Annotated in this window: 16 protein-coding genes and 1 riboswitch; of the genes, 9 read left to right on the top strand and 7 right to left on the bottom strand. The window is 41.9% G+C overall.

The genetic code is table 11. The annotated features are described in order from the left end of the window. Positions 1 to 23: 23 nt before the first annotated feature. The 3 genes from MHH68_RS15285 to MHH68_RS15275 are packed head-to-tail and all read right to left on the bottom strand — an operon-like array spanning position 24 to position 2,591. The gene (locus MHH68_RS15285; protein ID WP_339163894.1) at positions 24 to 962 is read right to left on the bottom strand and encodes a metal ABC transporter substrate-binding protein; all 939 of its coding nucleotides are present in this window, start codon (positions 960 to 962) and stop codon (positions 24 to 26) included. Between the two features lie 13 nt (positions 963 to 975). After that, positions 976 to 1,848 carry a metal ABC transporter permease gene (locus MHH68_RS15280; RefSeq protein ID WP_061409618.1) on the bottom strand — a complete coding sequence of 291 codons (873 nt, stop codon included), beginning with the start codon at positions 1,846 to 1,848 and terminating at the stop codon, positions 976 to 978. Continuing rightward, positions 1,848 to 2,591 carry a metal ABC transporter ATP-binding protein gene (locus MHH68_RS15275; protein WP_061409616.1) on the bottom strand — a complete coding sequence of 248 codons (744 nt, stop codon included), beginning with the start codon at positions 2,589 to 2,591 and terminating at the stop codon, positions 1,848 to 1,850. Before MHH68_RS15275 ends, MHH68_RS15280 begins: the two co-directional genes overlap by 1 nt. Positions 2,592 to 3,021: 430 nt before the next feature. Here MHH68_RS15275 and MHH68_RS15270 point away from each other — a divergent pair, with 430 nt between their 5' ends. From MHH68_RS15270 to MHH68_RS15240, 7 genes are all read left to right on the top strand, one after another. Then, positions 3,022 to 5,121 carry a heavy metal translocating P-type ATPase gene (locus MHH68_RS15270; RefSeq protein ID WP_339163889.1) on the top strand — a complete coding sequence of 700 codons (2,100 nt, stop codon included), beginning with the start codon at positions 3,022 to 3,024 and terminating at the stop codon, positions 5,119 to 5,121. A gap of 133 nt (positions 5,122 to 5,254) precedes the next feature. Further along, positions 5,255 to 5,941 carry a DsbA family protein gene (locus MHH68_RS15265; RefSeq protein WP_144461810.1) on the top strand — a complete coding sequence of 229 codons (687 nt, stop codon included), beginning with the start codon at positions 5,255 to 5,257 and terminating at the stop codon, positions 5,939 to 5,941. Further along, positions 5,938 to 6,351 carry a disulfide oxidoreductase gene (locus MHH68_RS15260; protein WP_144461813.1) on the top strand — a complete coding sequence of 138 codons (414 nt, stop codon included), beginning with the start codon at positions 5,938 to 5,940 and terminating at the stop codon, positions 6,349 to 6,351. The genes MHH68_RS15265 and MHH68_RS15260 overlap by 4 nt, the downstream gene beginning before the upstream one ends. A gap of 146 nt (positions 6,352 to 6,497) precedes the next feature. Next, on the top strand, positions 6,498 to 7,109 hold the full coding sequence (locus MHH68_RS15255) for a trimeric intracellular cation channel family protein (RefSeq protein ID WP_003212961.1): 612 nt from the start codon (positions 6,498 to 6,500) through the stop codon (positions 7,107 to 7,109). A gap of 319 nt (positions 7,110 to 7,428) precedes the next feature. Further along, positions 7,429 to 9,444 carry a Na+/H+ antiporter gene (locus tag MHH68_RS15250; protein WP_339163886.1) on the top strand — a complete coding sequence of 672 codons (2,016 nt, stop codon included), beginning with the start codon at positions 7,429 to 7,431 and terminating at the stop codon, positions 9,442 to 9,444. Between the two features lie 64 nt (positions 9,445 to 9,508). Beyond that, entirely contained in the window at positions 9,509 to 10,378 is an 870-nt protein-coding gene (locus MHH68_RS15245) for an ROK family protein (protein ID WP_339163885.1), read from the top strand. Positions 10,379 to 10,447: 69 nt separating this feature from the next. Next, entirely contained in the window at positions 10,448 to 11,293 is an 846-nt protein-coding gene (locus tag MHH68_RS15240) for an aldo/keto reductase (RefSeq protein WP_268466706.1), read from the top strand. Between the two features lie 39 nt (positions 11,294 to 11,332). Here MHH68_RS15240 and modB read toward each other — a convergent pair whose 3' ends face one another. The 4 genes from modB to MHH68_RS15220 all read right to left on the bottom strand — a co-directional run bounded on the left by modB (position 11,333) and on the right by MHH68_RS15220 (position 15,391). After that, positions 11,333 to 11,998, bottom strand: coding sequence for a molybdate ABC transporter permease subunit (gene modB, locus MHH68_RS15235; RefSeq protein WP_339163882.1), 666 nt, complete (start codon positions 11,996 to 11,998; stop codon positions 11,333 to 11,335). Continuing rightward, positions 11,998 to 12,774: a molybdate ABC transporter substrate-binding protein gene (modA, locus tag MHH68_RS15230; protein WP_268466702.1), complete on the bottom strand. Its 777-nt coding sequence runs from the start codon at positions 12,772 to 12,774 to the stop codon at positions 11,998 to 12,000. The genes modB and modA overlap by 1 nt, the downstream gene beginning before the upstream one ends. 151 nt (positions 12,775 to 12,925) lie before the next feature. Then, positions 12,926 to 14,776: an LTA synthase family protein gene (locus MHH68_RS15225; protein WP_339163879.1), complete on the bottom strand. Its 1,851-nt coding sequence runs from the start codon at positions 14,774 to 14,776 to the stop codon at positions 12,926 to 12,928. A gap of 123 nt (positions 14,777 to 14,899) precedes the next feature. Next, on the bottom strand, positions 14,900 to 15,391 hold the full coding sequence (locus tag MHH68_RS15220; protein ID WP_339163876.1) for a metal-dependent hydrolase: 492 nt from the start codon (positions 15,389 to 15,391) through the stop codon (positions 14,900 to 14,902). A gap of 171 nt (positions 15,392 to 15,562) precedes the next feature. Between MHH68_RS15220 and MHH68_RS15215 the strand changes: the two genes are divergently transcribed. Continuing rightward, positions 15,563 to 15,991: a MarR family transcriptional regulator gene (locus MHH68_RS15215; protein WP_058013693.1), complete on the top strand. Its 429-nt coding sequence runs from the start codon at positions 15,563 to 15,565 to the stop codon at positions 15,989 to 15,991. A gap of 82 nt (positions 15,992 to 16,073) precedes the next feature. Beyond that, entirely contained in the window at positions 16,074 to 16,217 is a 144-nt protein-coding gene (gene sspJ / locus MHH68_RS15210; protein ID WP_003213383.1) for a small acid-soluble spore protein SspJ, read from the top strand. A 121-nt stretch (positions 16,218 to 16,338) separates the two neighbouring features. Next, a riboswitch (Lysine riboswitch) is annotated at positions 16,339 to 16,517 on the top strand. Positions 16,518 to 16,559 lie beyond the last annotated feature (42 nt).

Genomic DNA, 16,559 nt, shown 5'->3' with positions numbered 1-16,559 from the left:
GGGTTCACTCCACCTGTCTTTTCTTATGATGACAATCCCTTGTAAATGGTGTCAATATTCCATTTCATCATCTTATAATAGCTGTCTCCATCTTCACCTTTCTTACCAATGGAGTCAGTGAATACTTTTCCTTTAATCGGAACACCGGTTTCCTCAGATAGACTTTCGAGACTGCGTTGATCGACACTTGTTTCGAGAAAGAGCGCAGGAACTTGATGATCTTTGACAAAATGAATGATGCGCTTCATTTGTCCAGGTGTACCTTCATTTTCTGTGTTGATCTCCCAAATGTAGCCTGCCTCTAGTCCATAGGCATCTGCAAAATACTTGAAGGCTCCCTCACTTGTGACAAGACGCTTTTTATCTTTTGGCAGCTGGTCGAACTTGTCTTTTGCATCATCGTGAAGGGCTTGAAGCTTTTTAATATAAGCTTCCGCATTTTTCTCATAATCCTCTCTGTGCTCAGGGTCCGCTTGAATAAGTACATCTCTGGCATTTTTAGCATAGAGAATCCCATTTTCAACATTTAGCCAAGCATGGGGGTCCTGCTGGCTTTCGAGGCCTTTTGAAGATAAATGTTTTACTTTGACGCCTTTACTCATTTCGGCTACAGGTGCATCATCCCCGTCCTTGCCACTCGATTCGAGCAGCTTTTGAAACCAGCCATTCCCTGTTTCAAGGTTTAAACCATTATATAGAACAAGGTCTGCATCCGTTGTATGCTGAACATCCTTTGGCAGTGGATCAAATTCATGCGGGTCTGTACCAATGGGAACAATGCTGTGAATAGAGACGTGCTCTCCGCCTACTTCCTTCACAATGTCATAAAGAATGGAGTAGGTCGTGACGACTTTTAATGTGCCGTCATCTTTGCCGGAATTATTTTGCTTAGTAGAACAGCCTGTGATGATCATAAGGGCAATGAATACTGCGGTCAAACGGATTGCAAATACCTTCTTCATATATGTCCTCCTTTTACATAGACGCTTCCTTTTTTAGCTGCGTTCGTTTTCGTTTAGATTTTAATGATCTCCATAGAATTCCTTGCTTTGGTGAAAGGATAAAGGCACTCCCGAATAAAATGGTCGCGACCAGTACGATAGAAGCACCAGACGACAAGTTATACGTAAAACTAAGCCCAAGACCGGCAACGGCAGAAACTGCCCCGAAAAAAGCAGATAAATAGATCATGATCCATAACCGGTCTGTTAAGAGATACGCAGTGGCTGCCGGTGTAATAAGCATGGCAACGACAAGAATAATCCCAACAGTTTGCAGTGAAGCAACGGTCACAAGGGTCAACAGCGTCATGAGAAAATAATGGATCATTCGATTCGGTAAACCGTAAACCGAAGAAATGACCGGATCAAATGAACTAATGAGTAATTCCTTGTAGAAAACGATGACGGCCAGCAGGATAAAAATGCCGATGCCAAACGTAATCCACATATCAGATGATCGAACAGCTAGAACGTTTCCAAACAAGATATGATATAAATCACTGGAACTTTTCAAAAATGTGATCAAAATGATTCCGATTGAAAAAAAAGCGGTGAAGACAATGCCAATCGCAGAGTCATTTTTGATTCGGCTGTTTTGACTCACATATCCAATGCCAATCGCTGTTAATACACCAGTTAAGACGGCACCGAAGAAAAAGTTAATTCCCAGCATATAAGAGATGGCGACACCTGGCAGCACAGCATGCGATATGGCGTCTCCCATCAAGGCCATGCCCCGTAAAATGATAAAGCAGCCAATGACCCCGCAAATAATGCCTACCATCACGGACGTAAATAACGCTTTTTGTAAAAATGCATATTCAAAGAGTCCGGTTAAAAATTCCATTACGCGTCTCCTCCTGCTGATTTTAAGAATGGCAGCTGCGTTTCATATGCCTCCAGCATGACCTCTGGGCGAAGGATGTCGTGTACAGGTCCAGCTTTGATGAGTTTTTTATTTAACAAAACGAGATGGCTGAAGTAATCATCGGCTTTACTTAAATCATGATGGACCACTAAAATGGTTTTTCCTTCATCCCGTAATTCCTTCAAAATGCGAACCATCGTCTCTTCACTTGCCATATCAATCCCAACAAACGGTTCATCCAAACAGAAGAGCTGTGCATTTTGCGCAAGTGCTCTTGCAAGGAAGACACGCTGCTGCTGACCTCCGGATAACTCACCAATCTGTCTTTTAGTAAAGTCCTGCATGCCGACCTTTTCTAAACAGTGGTACGCATATGCCCGGTCTTCTTTTTTCGGACGTTTGATCAGGCCAAGCTTCGGATATGTTCCAAGTAGGACGGTATCCAGCACATGAATAGGAAACGTCCAGTCTAGATCATTTCTCTGGGGTACATAGGCGATCTGTTTTCTAACTTGTTTAAAGGGCTGGTCAAAAAAGCGAATATCCCCTTGGTCTTTTTCAATTAAATCCAAGCATGCCTTGAGTAAAGTTGATTTACCGGCACCATTTGGACCTATGATTCCTGTCATCGTTCCTTCCTGTATGGAAAGAGAGATGTTTTCTAAAGCATCCTGTCCATGATATGAGACATGAAGACGGTCAATTGTTAAAGCATTTGGCATCTCTTGCGGCCCCTTTCAATCATCATTGCACTTCCTAAAGATATATGCATACATTAAATAATTTTGACTAAAGGATGAAATGATTCTCTAATGCTAATTTGTTTCCTTAGGGAAACTTTTATTTTATTCTAAGCGTATGTCCTTCTTTTGTAAAGAGAAAAGCTGTACTTATTCTGTCGGAGGGCAAACGATCGTTTTTATGTTATGCGCAGAGCGGGGGACATGAGCTTGGTTTATTGAAAATCCGTGTGACAGAATGGGATATAAAAAACCAATTATTTCTTCATAAATGATTGACAGAAGATAAGAAATCCTCATATAATAAGGATAATCTAATATATGAATATATGCTCATATATAAAGTTTTTAATTTTTAATAGGTTGAATCGATCCAGGGAACGTTACTTATCATATAGAAAAAGGTGAGAACATGAAAAAGATGAAGGATGAATACGTATTAAGCGGTCTTGATTGCGGCAACTGTGCACGTAAAATAGAAACAGGCGTCAGCAAAATGGATGGAGTGGAAGCTTGCTCTGTTAACTTTGCGACAGGCACCTTGACTGTGACGCATGCAGATAAGCAAGAATCGATGTCGAAGCGAATTGAAAAAACTGTTCAGTCCATTGAACCTCATGTGAGTGTATCACCGAAAGAAGATGGTCATCATCACGATCATGATCATGGGACGAAAAATTTAAAAACGATCGTGCTGAAATTAATTGGCGGTGCAGTCATTGGAACAGCCGCTTTCTTTATACCTGAAGATGGTGTATTAAAGTTCCTTATGTTCTTCGCAGCATATTTACTAGTCGGCGGTGATGTGGTTTTTAAAGCGCTGAAAAATATCGTGCGCGGCCAAGTGTTTGATGAGAACTTTTTAATGACCATTGCAACAGTTGGCGCTTTTGTTATTCAGCAATATCCAGAGGCACTGGCAGTGATGCTCTTTTACCAAATTGGAGAGCTCTTCCAAGGGGCGGCAGTGAACCGTTCAAGACGTTCAATTAGTGAATTAATGAATATACGTCCAGAATACGCGAATCTAAAAGTCGGAATTGAAACGAAAAAAGTAAATCCAGAAGAAGTAAAAGCCGGTGACCATATTGTCGTGAAGCCTGGTGAAAAAATACCGCTGGATGGGCTTGTTACTGAAGGCTTCTCGCTTGTTGATACATCCGCATTAACAGGGGAGTCGGTGCCGCGGGATGTAGAAGCGGGAAAAGAAGTTCTTGCAGGATTTGTGAATCAAAACGGTATACTTGAAATTGAAGTGCAAAAAGAGTTAAGCGAATCGGCAGTGACGAAAATTTTAGATTTGGTTGAGAATGCAAGCAGCCGAAAAGCACAGACAGAAAATTTCATCACAAAGTTTGCAAAATATTATACACCGGCTGTCGTCGTGCTCGCCTTATTGCTTGCCTTTGTGCCGCCTCTTCTTATTCCATCAGCACAATTGTCTGATTGGGTATACCGGGCACTTGTCTTTCTCGTGATCTCTTGTCCTTGTGCTCTTGTTGTATCCATTCCATTAGGATTTTTCGGGGGAATTGGGGCAGCGTCTAAGCGAGGCATCCTTGTCAAAGGCAGTAACTATTTAGAAGCATTGAATGCTGTGAAATACGCGGTATTTGATAAGACGGGCACGCTTACAAAAGGAAACTTTACAGTGACCAATATTGCCACAGCAAGTGATAAGTGGTCAGAAGAAGAGCTGCTTTCTTTTGCAGCACTAGCAGAAGCCCATTCCTCTCACCCTATTGCAGAATCAATTAAAGCGGCATACAGTTCACCGCTTGATGAAAGCCAGATCGAAGCATACGAGGATATCGCGGGACATGGAATTAAGGCGACCATCAGCGGTTCTCACGTCTTAGCGGGAAATCATCGCTTGATGGAGCGAGAAGGCATTGCGTATGAAAAAGAAAAAAGAAGCGGAACCGTTGTGTACATGGCGATTAACGGTGAGTTTGCCGGTTCAATTTTGATCGCAGATGAATTAAAGGACGATGCCATTGAAGCCGTATCTGCTCTAAAAGCGTCTGGTATTCAAACCGTCATGCTCACTGGTGATGCTAAGCAAGTTGGAACTGCGGTCGCTAAGCAAATTGGCATTGATGAAGTACATGCAGAATTATTACCGCAGGATAAAGTAACGAAATTAGAAGAAATTGATCAGAAAAAATCGCCTCAAGAAAAGCTATTATTTGTTGGGGACGGAATTAATGATACACCGGTATTAGCAAGAGCGGACATAGGAATTGCGATGGGCGGGCTTGGTTCAGATGCAGCTGTCGAAGCAGCTGATATCGTCATCATGACGGATCAGCCATCAAAGGTAGCAGAGGCTATTGCTGTCGCAAAACGAACAAGAAGGATTGTCTGGCAGAATATCGCATTTGCTCTTGGTGTCAAAGGCATTTTCCTATTACTCGGTGCATTCGGTATTGCGACGATGTGGGAAGCTGTCTTCTCAGATGTCGGTGTCACCGTACTCGCTGTTTTAAATGCGATGAGGGTCATGAAATAAAATTGTAAGGAAAATTTCATGAATACCATCTTTCATAATGAGCCCCCTCTTGTTAAAATAGAAGAAGTTGGATAATGGCATTTCCCTGAGCTATTATCCTTTTTCTTTTTAAAAAGATAAGGTAGGTGCTTATGTGAGTAAGAAAAATAATCAATCTTCATCCATTAAATTTGCTGTCATTTTAACCATCATCGCAGCTCTTCTCATCGGTTTATTTGTTGTGATTGGAAACAAGAACAGCCAAGAAGCACAAACAGTTGACAGTAAGCCTTCGATTAAAGGACAGCCTGTCTTAGGAGACAAAAACGCAGCGGTGCAAATTGTCGAGTTTGGGGACTACAAATGTCCGTCATGTAAATCATTCGAAACAGACATTTTCCCAAAACTGAAAGCAGACTACATAGATAAAGGCGATGTATCATTTTCATTTATTAACTTGCCACTGCCTGTTCATGGAGATGGCGCAGTGTTAGCAGCACTAGCTTCTGAAGAAGTATGGAAAGAAGATCCAAAAAACTTCTGGGCATTCCATGAAGCTGTCTATCAAGCACAGCCAGATAGTGAAGCAGAATGGGTGACGCCTGCTAAGCTGACTGAACTGGCGAAAAAGACAACAAAAATTGATACGGACAAACTCAAAGATAACTTATCAAAGAAAACGTATCAGCCGCAGCTGAACACAGACGATCAGCTTGTGAACAAATACAAAGTGAATTCAACACCAACGATTTTCATTAACAATAAACAAGTTCAAAACTTCTATGACTATGATGAAATCAAAGAATTAATTGATCAAGAGCTGAAAGGGAAGAAATCATGAAGAATAAGCTTATTTACTTGTACAGTGCTTGGATTGTCTCGATCGTTGCAACGATGAGCAGCCTGTATTTAAGTGAAATTAAAAAGTTTATTCCATGCGATATGTGCTGGTTTCAGCGCATTTTCATGTACCCGCTCGTGCTTTTACTTGGAATTGCTACGTTCCGGGGTGATGTCAAAGTGAAGTATTACGTACTGCCTTTGGCTGTGATCGGTGCTTGCTTTTCCATCTATCATTATATGGAACAAAAGATTCCAGGCTTTGCGTCGATTCGCCCTTGCCTGAGCGGCATTCCTTGTTCTGTTGATTATTTGAACTGGTTTGGTTTTATCACCATTCCGCTGTTAGCACTTATTGCATTTATTCTGATTATCATCAGTATGCTGCTCTTAAATGCAAAAGAAAATTGAGAGATAGCCTGCTTTTAAGCAGGCTATCTTTTATTTTTGCAAAAAGATAAAATTTAAAGAAAATTTGTATTGCTTTTCGCTTATGTCAGATATACATTAAGGGAGTAGTATGAGATGATCAGATCATGTAAGGAGATAAGCGGAAAATGGCATGGGAAGTCTTAAGTATCATTGGTATTATCGCATTCGCCATTAGTGGTGCGATAGTGGCAATGGAGGAAGAGTACGATATTCTTGGTGTGTACATTTTAGGGATTGTGACAGCATTTGGCGGTGGAGCGATTCGGAATCTATTAATTGGTCTTCCGGTGTCTGCTTTATGGTCACAGGGCAAGATGTTTACCATTGCTCTTGTATCCATTACGATTGTGTTTCTTTTTCCAAAGCTTTTGCTCAAGCACTGGAGCACATGGGGGAATTTCTCGGATGCGATTGGCTTAGCAGCGTTTGCGATCCAAGGTGCATTATTTGCTGTGCAAAGAGAGCTCCCGCTCAGTGCGGTCATTGTGGCAGCCATTTTGACTGGAAGCGGAGGCGGAATTGTGCGTGATTTATTGGCAGGGCGAAAGCCGCTTGTGCTAAAAGCGGAGATTTACGCAGTCTGGGCAGCACTTGGGGGCTTACTCGTAGGACTCGGTTTAGCACAAGGAGAGATTGCTTTGTATTTGCTGTTTCTCATCCTCGTCGTATGCAGAGTGTGTTCCTACCTATTCAAATGGCGGCTTCCCGCTAGGTCTTATTTTTTAAATAAAGGGTAAAACGAGAAAAGAGCGATTTCGCTCTTTTTTTGTGTTTAATACGAGCTGGATGTCAGCAGGTAAGAGAGTTTTCGTGTAAAATAAAAACAGGATCTTTTTGTTCATCATTAGAACAATGCATGTGATGAAAATTTTGTCAGCTGGCTGAATATGTGGATTCAGTCTTTTTTTGCCTAGATGGATTGTTATGTGTTGGTTTCTCTTTTTGCGGAATACTAAGAAGGCATATATCTTTGAACGGATGAATTCTTGAAATGAACACATCACTGCATGTAAGCAAAAATGGACGAAAACATGAATTAAGGAGGGACACGTATTAGTGGAGATTTTTTTAGCAGTGCTCGTACTACTAGCACTCATTGCATCATCTAATATTATCAATCGTTTTGTCCCCTTTATTCCAGTCCCGTTAATTCAAGTGGGCTTAGGAATACTGGTGGCAGCTTTTCCTTCAGGTTTACATATTTCTTTAAATCCTGAACTATTCTTCGTTTTATTCATTGCGCCGCTGTTATTTAATGACGGGAAGCGTACTCCAAGGGACGAGCTGTGGAAATTAAGAGCGCCGATTCTTCTGTTAGCCTTAGGGTTAGTCTTTGCGACAGTCATTGTCGCGGGATATACCATCCATTGGATGATCCCAAGCATTCCGCTTCCAGCCGCATTTGCACTTGCAGCAATTTTATCACCGACAGATGTGGTAGCAGTCAGTGCTCTTTCCAGCCGTGTGAATATGCCAAAGGGCATCATGAGACTTTTGGAAGGCGAGGGATTGATGAACGATGCATCAGGACTTGTTGCCTTTAAATTTGCCATTGCAGCAACAGTGACTGGCGCTTTTTCAATTGCTGAGGCATCCTTTAGCTTTGTCCTGATTGCCGCAGGTGGTTTATTGACTGGATTTATTCTATCCTTTTTTATCATTCGTTTTCGCTATTTTCTCCGCCGTTTAGGAATGGACGATGTCACGATGCACATCATCCTGCAAATCCTTACACCATTTGTTATCTATTTAGCAGCTGAAGAAATTGGTGTATCCGGCATTTTAGCCGTTGTTGCTGGTGGTGTGACACATGCCATTGAGCAGGATCGAATGGAAGCAAATTTAGCCAAACTGCAAATTGCTTCATCAAACACATGGAATATTATTTTATTTATTTTAAACGGACTTGTTTTCGTTATTCTAGGATTGCAGATTCCTGATGTATCGACAGTTATTTTCCAGGATGAAGCGTTTAATAATATGCAGGTCATCAGTTACATCTTAATCATTACGCTATGTCTCATGATTCTGAGATTTTTATGGGTATGGCTTTTCTGGGCAGGGAAATGGAGCGCAACAAAAAAGCAAAACGTGAAAAAACCGAAGCTTCGTGCCTCGATGCTCATGACATTCTCTGGTGTGCGCGGGGCCGTGACATTAGCCGGTGCCTTCTCCATCCCATTTACACTTGCGGACGGTTCACCGTTTCCTGAACGGCATTTGATTATCTTCCTCGCAGCAGGCGTCATTTTATGTACACTCATTTTAGCTAGTGTGTTACTGCCTCTTCTATCTGAGAAAAAAGACAAACAAATCGCTGTGGATTTGGATACAAAGATTCAGCATGCGAAACGGAAGCTGCTGAGAAGTGCCATTAAAACGCTAAGAGAAGGAATGAATGAAGACAACAGAGAAGTGTCTCTTGCGCTCATCAATGATTACCGAATGAAGCTGCGTAATATCCAGCGTGAACCGTACCAATTCGGGATGAGAAGACAAGAGAAAAAGATCAGGCTGCATGGAATAAAAGCGGAGCAGATGAAGCTCCAACAGCTCATTGAGGAAGAGAAAATCGATAAACAAGAAGCCTATGAGCTGCAAGAAAGATTTCATGAGCTCGAAATGCTGTATTCAAACTCCTTCAAAATTCGTTTCTCAAAAGTGAAGTTTCTACGCTTGCTTCAATGGCTCCAATTATGGCGGCCGAATCAGCTCGTTTCCAGCGGTATTTTAGAAAACGAGGACTCGTACAAGCAAATCCGTAAGAAAACGGCAGAGGCTGCTGTGGACTCGATCAAACAGCATATGACCGATGAAAATAAACAAACGTGTCATCAAGTGATTGGCTTTTACAACCAAGTCATTTATCGCTGTGAACAAGGTCCAAGCTTCTTTCAGCAAAAAGACCGTTCGTTTGACCGGAAGAAAAAAGAGCTTAACTTCCAAGCTGTACAGACGATTCGAAATGAAATTCAAACTTTGTATGAAAATGGTGAAATCAATCGTGATATTGCCCATCATCTAAGGGAGTATATCAATGATATGGAAGCTGTTCTTCTGACCAATACGTAATGTTGTCATCTCCTCCCCTATGTTTTATGATGAGGAAAGAGAACAAGCAGGGGGGAGATCAATGATGGCGTATTATGGAGCAATTGAAGCTGGCGGTACAAAGTTTTGTTGTGCAATCGGCAATGAGCACGGGGACATTCTCGAAGAAATGACGATACCTACAGAGCACCCAGAAAAAACATTACAAAAGCTCATCCCATTTTTCAAGCAGCATGACATTGAAGCTTTAGGGGTCGGCTCCTTTGGACCGATTTGTGTCCAAAAGGACGACCCTTCCTATGGTTATATCATGAACACGCCGAAAGTAGAGTGGAAGCATTACCCGTTCATCCCAGAGCTAGAGAAGCAATTAGAAGTCCCAGTATCTTTTACAACAGATGTAAATGCGGCTGCTTTAGGTGAATTAACAAAAGGAGCAGCCAAAGGGCTGAATAGCTGTATGTATATCACGGTCGGTACGGGAATCGGTGCTGGCGCTGTTGTAAAAAATGAGCTTCTTCACGGTCATTCGCATCCAGAAATGGGGCACATTCTTGTCAGGCAGCATGAATCAGACCCGTTTGAAGGAGTCTGCCCAGCGCATGGGACGTGCTTAGAAGGACTGGCCGCTGGACCAGCGATTGAGAAAAGGTGGGGGAAATCTGCTAAAGAGTTAACAGAGGAAGAATCAGTTTGGACACTTGAAGCCGACTATTTGGCGCAGGCGCTGATGCAGTACTCGCTTATTTTAAGCCCAGAGCGCATCATTATGGGCGGGGGCATCATGAAGCAAAAACAATTGTTTCCACTAATTCGAGAGAAGCTTGCTGCTTATCTCAATGATTATGTAGACCTGCCGCCGCTTGATTCATATATTGTCTCTCCTGGACTTGAAGACAAGGCCGGCATGACAGGTGCTTTGCTGTTAGCCATCGAAGCGAAGAAAAACGTCTGATAATAGAGTTTTAATGGACAACGTGAGATAATGAAAAAGATGGAATCTATGAAAAAGGTGGTTGTTAAAATGGTTAAAAGCTTGAATGATACCGTAACACTGAATAACGGAGTGGAAATGCCTTGGTTTGGTTTAGGTGTATTCAAAGTGGAGGACGGCAATCAAGTGGTAGATGCCGTAAAAGCAGCCATACGAAACGGATACCGCAGTATTGATACGGCTGCCGTTTATAAAAATGAGACAGGCGTAGGCAAAGCAATTAAAGAATCTGGCGTGAAACGAGAAGATTTGTTCATTACGTCTAAAGTATGGAATACGGATCAAGGCTATGACAAAGCGCTGGCTGCATTTGACGCAAGCTTAAATCGATTAGGCCTTGATTACTTAGACCTCTATTTGATTCATTGGCCTGGCCCAAATGCAGAAACATTTAAAGACACATGGCGTGCGCTTGAGAAGCTTTACAAGGATGGGAAAGTGAGAGCCATTGGCGTCAGCAACTTCTACATTCAGCATTTAGAAGAGCTATTAAAGGATGCTGAAGTTGTTCCAGCCGTGAACCAAGTTGAATTTCATCCGAAACTGACACTTGTCGAACTGCGTCAATACGCAAAAGAAAAAGGCATTCAAATTGAAGCGTGGTCTCCGCTTATGCAAGGAAAGCTATTGGATCATGACGTATTAAAGGACATTGCTGCACGCTACAACAAATCCGTTGCGCAAGTCATCTTACGCTGGGATCTGCAAAGCGGCGTCGTGACGATTCCTAAATCAATCAACGAAGAACGCATTAAACAAAATGCAGATATTTTTGATTTCGAACTTTCAAAAGAAGACATGGAAAAAATCGATGCATTAAACAATAACGAGCGCGTCGGCTCGAATCCAGAGACGATGACGGTTGGGTTTGAATAAATAAAAAAATCCTCTTTCTCATGTGAGAAAGGGGTTTTTTTATGTACTGCTTCTACGAACAGCCAAAAGCATCATAAAAGATAAGATCACAATACAGATCGTCCATGCCCAAGCAAGTTCCATACGCCCAGAATCAATCGCCACATAGATAGCGGTTGGGAGTGTTTGGGTTTTTCCTGGGATGTTGCCGGCAAACATTAAAGTCGCTCCGAATTCTCCAAGGGCTCTTGCAAAGCTAAGGATGCTGCCTGACAAGAGGGACGGCAGGGCAAGAGGTACAGTAATATAGGCAAAGACTTGGAATGAATGAGCACCATCTACTTTTGCAGCCCCTTCAATATCTGACTCAATTGTAGAAAAGCCCGCCTTTGCTGATTGATACATGAGCGGAAATGCCACGACAGTCGATGCAATGACCGCCGCCCACCATGTGAAGATTACCGGCTGATGGAAGATCCATTCAACCGCGTCCCCTATTACACTATGCTTTCCGAATACGATGAGCAATAAAAAGCCAACGACAGTTGGCGGGAGAACGAGCGGCATCATCAGGAGCGTTTCCACAATCATTTTCCCTTTAAAAGTAATTCGCGCCATCCAAAAGCCAATCGTTGTGCCAAAGACAGTGGCCAACAGTCCGCTAACGATGGCCACTTGAACGGACAGCCAAATGGGTGATAGAAAGTCTTCAGTCAGCATAGGCATTACGACACTTGAAAGCCGTATTTCTTAAAAATTGATTTGGCTTTATCAGATTGAAGAAATTCAAAAAAGGCCTTGGCTTCTGTTAGATGTTTTGTCCCTTTGACAATCCCTACTGGATATATAACCGGGGAGTGCATGTCCGAATGTGCCTCAGCTGCAATCTTTACCTTTTTGGAGACGAGGGCGTCTGTTTTATACACAACACCAGCGTCAACATTTCCTGTTTCGACGTAGCTTAGAACTTGCCGCACATCCTTGCCGTAGACTGCATTCTTTTTCACTTGGTCCCATATGTTCAGTTTTGTGAAGATCTCTTTGCCATATGTACCTGCAGGAACCGATTCAGGTGTGCCAAGAGCAATCTTTCCTTTTATGTGCTGGACGTCTTGAAAGCTTTTAATAGAGGAAGAGCCATCTTTTGGCACAATAAGGACTAGCTCGTTTTGTATGGCGTCCTTGATATAATCTTGATCAATGTCTCCGGATTGAACAAGTTCATCAAAAGGCTCCTCAGCTGCTGAGAAAAAGAGATCCGCTTTTGCTCCTTGAGCGATTTGCTGCTTCAATGCGCCGGATGACCCGAAGTTATTCGTTAATGTCACATGTGGATGCTGTTTGTGAAAGGAGGCTTCAATTTCCTTTAGTGCATCCTGAAGACTTGCCGCTGCTGAAATCACAAGCTCTGTTTCTTTATTCGAATTAGATCGCTTCATCTCTGTTTGGCATCCACTCAGAAGCAAACATAGGGAGATGAGGGCTAAGAATGTATACTTCATGTTCACACCTCTTATCATTCAATATCATGTAGTTCCCTTTATTATAAGCAAACTTATTTGAGCATTCATAGGCTTTCAGCAAAAAGAGAGAAGAAAAAGCCGCCTAATGGCGACTTTTAGCGTGACGACAAAGGAGATCGTTTTATCCTGTTTACTGCTGATAAAAACGCAGCAAATTCCCATTGATCACCTTGTCTGATAAGGAGAGCTCTTTGTTGGCTTTTTCTATATAGGGCTGACATACCTCATCCTGCTTCACGGGTTCTTTTGTTTTTTGATCATAGCAGGTGTTCTTTGTATAGAGATAATCATCTGTAATAAAGTTCCCGTTTCTCAATACAGCGAAAGGCGTCCGTTCATTTGAAAATAAATCATTGCCAAATTGAATGGAATCCTTCGTTTCGATCCCTAGCAAGTGAAGTAGTGTCGGCTTGACGTCCATTTGACCAGCTGTTTCAGAAATCGTCTGCGGTGCTTGATCCGTGACACCAGGAATGTAAATCAAAAATGGAACACGCTGCAGTTTGACCGCATCAAACGGTGTGATTTCCTCTTGATTGAGCAGCTGTGCCATTGCCTCATGATGTGCCTCAGAGATGCCATAATGGTCACCCATGAGGACAAACATCGTATTGTGATACAATCCTTCTTCTTTCATACGATCAAAAAACATCTTAATCGCTTCATCTTGATAGCGGACGGTCGTCACATAGCGGTTTAAAATGGTGCTGGACGAATCATATTCATCAATAAACTGATCCTGCGGGTCAATTTCAAATGGAAAATGATTGGTCAAAGTAATAAATGTACTGTAATAAGGCTGCTTCAACTTTTTTAAATGATCAACGGATTGATCAAAGAAGTCGATATCCTTTAAACCCCAGCCAGTGGAATTCCGTTCATTGACATCATATGAATCGACATCGTAAAAACGATCAATTCCTAGAGATTCATACATCACATCACGATTCCAAAACGTTTTATTATTCGCATGAAATTGGACGGATTGATAGTTTTCTTTTTTCAACTGCTTGTATAATGTGTCATATTCATTGTCACTCGCTGTGAAAAAAACAGCGCCGCTACTAGAAGGATAGAGAGAATTAGCGACAATAAACTCTGAATCGGACGTCTTCCCCTGCTCTGTCTGCTGATAAAATTCATCAAAATAAAAACTCTTTTTAGTCAATTGATTTAAAAAGGGAGTGATATATTGTCCATTTACCTTTTGATTCATGACAAATTGCTGCGTCGATTCAAGTGAAATGAACACAACGTTCTTGCCTTTAGCTAGTCCGAAGTACTCTTCATTTGGTGCGCTGTAATCAGCCTTTGTGTAGTTTGCTACAGTAGAAAGCGTATCTTCATCTGCAAAAGCTTTTTGTCCAATGCGTGCCGTTTGGGCAGCACCGTCGTACAGATGAAATTGGAACAGCCCGAGGTTTCTAACAATGACTTCACGATCATAAGAGCTTGTCAGAAATCGAGGGTGATCCATCATAGCTGAGCTGACATGAAACAATAGGAAGCTGCAACAGATCGCATAATATGTTTTGATCGTCTTGTATGACGCTTTTGGGGCTAATGGTCTGCGCTTGAGCAGCCAAGCAAGTACGACAAAATCAACGAGCATCAGCACAAAAAGCGGGTGGAATAATTCCGTCATACTGCTGCCCATATCTCCCATGTTCTTCGCTTGGAATAGCACGGGAATGGTAATGAAATCAATATAAAAACCGTAAAAGATCGTATTCGATATAAGAATCGCCGTGAGAATAAAATTTGCAGTCAATAAAAAAACCTTTTGTTTGGTTTCATTTAAAAAAAGAGCTATCCCAAACAAAGGGAGTATAAAGCTAAGTGGATTGATCAAAAGCAGCCATTCATGAAACAGATTGGCTGTTCGTATGTGAAAACCTAGTTGATAAATGATGTATGTTTTCATCCACATGAAGAGGATGGAATACACTAAAAACCAGTGATTTTTGAAAAACGCTTTCATCTATGTATCTCCTCACCATTCTGTATTCAGCTGCAAGGCAAAAACACTTATCTTAAACCTACTAAAAAAATGAGGAATGATCAATTCATATCTTATCTTTTTCGCAAAACTCTTTTTATTCTGTTAGAACTGGATGGGGATAGACATGCCGCAGATGACTGCGATGTAATAGCAGGTGACGACAGTGAGAGCAGCTAGTACAAATTGTTCTCCTGTGCTGCCTGTTTTGACATAGAAGGGGAGACGCACTTTAATGGAAGCTGGAAATAAAAATTTAATGCCGTTTACTGTTCCAGCATCAAGGATAAGATGGCTCGCCATTCCAACTAATAAACCAATACTTAGGCTGTCATTTGGAATGTATGTTGTTGCGAGAAAATAAATGATCAGCAGAAATAATAAACTGTGAGTAAACGTGCGATGACCGAACACGCTGCTGATCAGGGCCGAGAGCAGCGGAAATTTTCTACCGATTTTACTTTTTGTATGGCAAAGATCGGGGATCAAAGCACCTGCTGATCCAGCTGCAGCCATGATGACTGGGTCAAATCCGTAGTAGTAGGCGACGGCCGTTGAGGCGGCGATTCCGCCCATAATGTGTGTTTTTCCTGTCATGATGCGTACTCCTGTTCTATTTTTTGTTCAAGTATTCACTATATCAAGGGTGAATTCATTCAGCAAGGCTTATTTCTAAAGAAAAAAAGGACAAAAGGGTTGGCTGATTGGTAAAACATTCTATAATAAGGAGGAAGTCAAGTTGATACTAACGATAAGGATGCGATTCGGATGGGTAATGCAGACATTTTAAAAGAAATTGTTCTTGTACATTATGAAGTCAGCCGTAAATTAAACCGCAAGTTACTTGAGTTAGAAAAAGACATCACGCCTCCGCAGATATATGCTCTTACTATTTTGATACAAGGCAAAGTATCACATGCCGAAGAGCTGAAACAAAGGCTCTCTTTAAACCCAGGTGCAGCCTCCATTGCACTCAATAAATTATGTGAGCAGGGCTATATTCAGAGAGAACGGGACAAAGACGACCCCTCGCTCGTCCGATTAGAAGCCACCGAAAAAGGTCAGGCGATTTATGAAAAGCATACACGTCTTTTCGGAAAGGTGATTCAGCATATGATGTCAGACTTCACAAAGGAAGATTTAAAGACCTTTTTGACATATCTGCAAAAAATGAGACAGACCTTTCATGATGATTGAGCCTTTCCACTTTGTATAATGCGGCGAACTGTAGCACAAATTAAACAGGCAACCGCATTTTATGAAAAGGGAGGAAACAGCGATGTCATTTTTCCAAAAGGATAAAAAGGCGAAAAGTGAGAAAGACCACAAGCAAGTAGATCAGCTGTTAGAAGAAGCAAGCAAAGAGCTAGCAGGCGATCCGCTTCAGGAAGCTGTACAAAAGAAGAAAAACAACGATCAATAAGCAGGTATAGGGCAGAGAAAAAGATCTCTGCCCTTTTTCTATGTTTTTCCCTTTGACAGAAGTGAGAATGTTTGATAACCTTCGTGTAGTAAAAATGAATAGAAATCCTCACGCTATGTCTCAGTGAGGTAGAGGTTGCGCGGATGATGAGTCACTCATGGGAGAGATGGAATCGAAGATCATGAGAAAAAAGGCATCAGCGCCGAAGTGTAGAGAGAGCTCCAACTTTCTTTATGCTGGGTCTGCATTGAATAAATGCAGGACTGCCACGTCTTTGAAGCGTGGAGGGCTATCCGGAGATCAAGGTGTATGTTTTGAAAAGCATGGACTGTTGTTCAGGCT

This window comes from Bacillus sp. FSL K6-2841, assembly GCF_037976435.1.
GTDB classification, from domain to species: Bacteria; Bacillota; Bacilli; order Bacillales; family Bacillaceae; genus Bacillus; species Bacillus pumilus.
The sequence above is the reverse complement of the archived record's forward strand: the minus strand, read 5'-3'. Positions and strand labels throughout refer to the sequence as shown.

Bases quoted from the DNA above. Each gene is read 5' to 3' on its own strand.
- MHH68_RS15285 (WP_339163894.1), bottom strand. From the start codon at position 962: ATGAAGAAGGTATTTGCAATCCGTTTGACCGCAGTATTCATTGCCCTT.
- MHH68_RS15280 (WP_061409618.1), bottom strand. From the start codon at position 1,848: ATGGAATTTTTAACCGGACTCTTTGAATATGCATTTTTACAAAAAGCG.
- MHH68_RS15275 (WP_061409616.1), bottom strand. From the start codon at position 2,591: ATGCCAAATGCTTTAACAATTGACCGTCTTCATGTCTCATATCATGGA.
- MHH68_RS15270 (WP_339163889.1), top strand. From the start codon at position 3,022: ATGAAAAAGATGAAGGATGAATACGTATTAAGCGGTCTTGATTGCGGC.
- MHH68_RS15260 (WP_144461813.1), top strand. From the start codon at position 5,938: ATGAAGAATAAGCTTATTTACTTGTACAGTGCTTGGATTGTCTCGATC.
- MHH68_RS15255 (WP_003212961.1), top strand. From the start codon at position 6,498: ATGGCATGGGAAGTCTTAAGTATCATTGGTATTATCGCATTCGCCATT.
- MHH68_RS15245 (WP_339163885.1), top strand. From the start codon at position 9,509: ATGGCGTATTATGGAGCAATTGAAGCTGGCGGTACAAAGTTTTGTTGT.
- MHH68_RS15240 (WP_268466706.1), top strand. From the start codon at position 10,448: ATGGTTAAAAGCTTGAATGATACCGTAACACTGAATAACGGAGTGGAA.
- modB (WP_339163882.1), bottom strand. From the start codon at position 11,998: ATGCCTATGCTGACTGAAGACTTTCTATCACCCATTTGGCTGTCCGTT.
- modA (WP_268466702.1), bottom strand. From the start codon at position 12,774: ATGAAGTATACATTCTTAGCCCTCATCTCCCTATGTTTGCTTCTGAGT.
- MHH68_RS15225 (WP_339163879.1), bottom strand. From the start codon at position 14,776: ATGAAAGCGTTTTTCAAAAATCACTGGTTTTTAGTGTATTCCATCCTC.
- MHH68_RS15220 (WP_339163876.1), bottom strand. From the start codon at position 15,391: ATGACAGGAAAAACACACATTATGGGCGGAATCGCCGCCTCAACGGCC.
- MHH68_RS15215 (WP_058013693.1), top strand. From the start codon at position 15,563: ATGGGTAATGCAGACATTTTAAAAGAAATTGTTCTTGTACATTATGAA.
- sspJ (WP_003213383.1), top strand. From the start codon at position 16,074: ATGTCATTTTTCCAAAAGGATAAAAAGGCGAAAAGTGAGAAAGACCAC.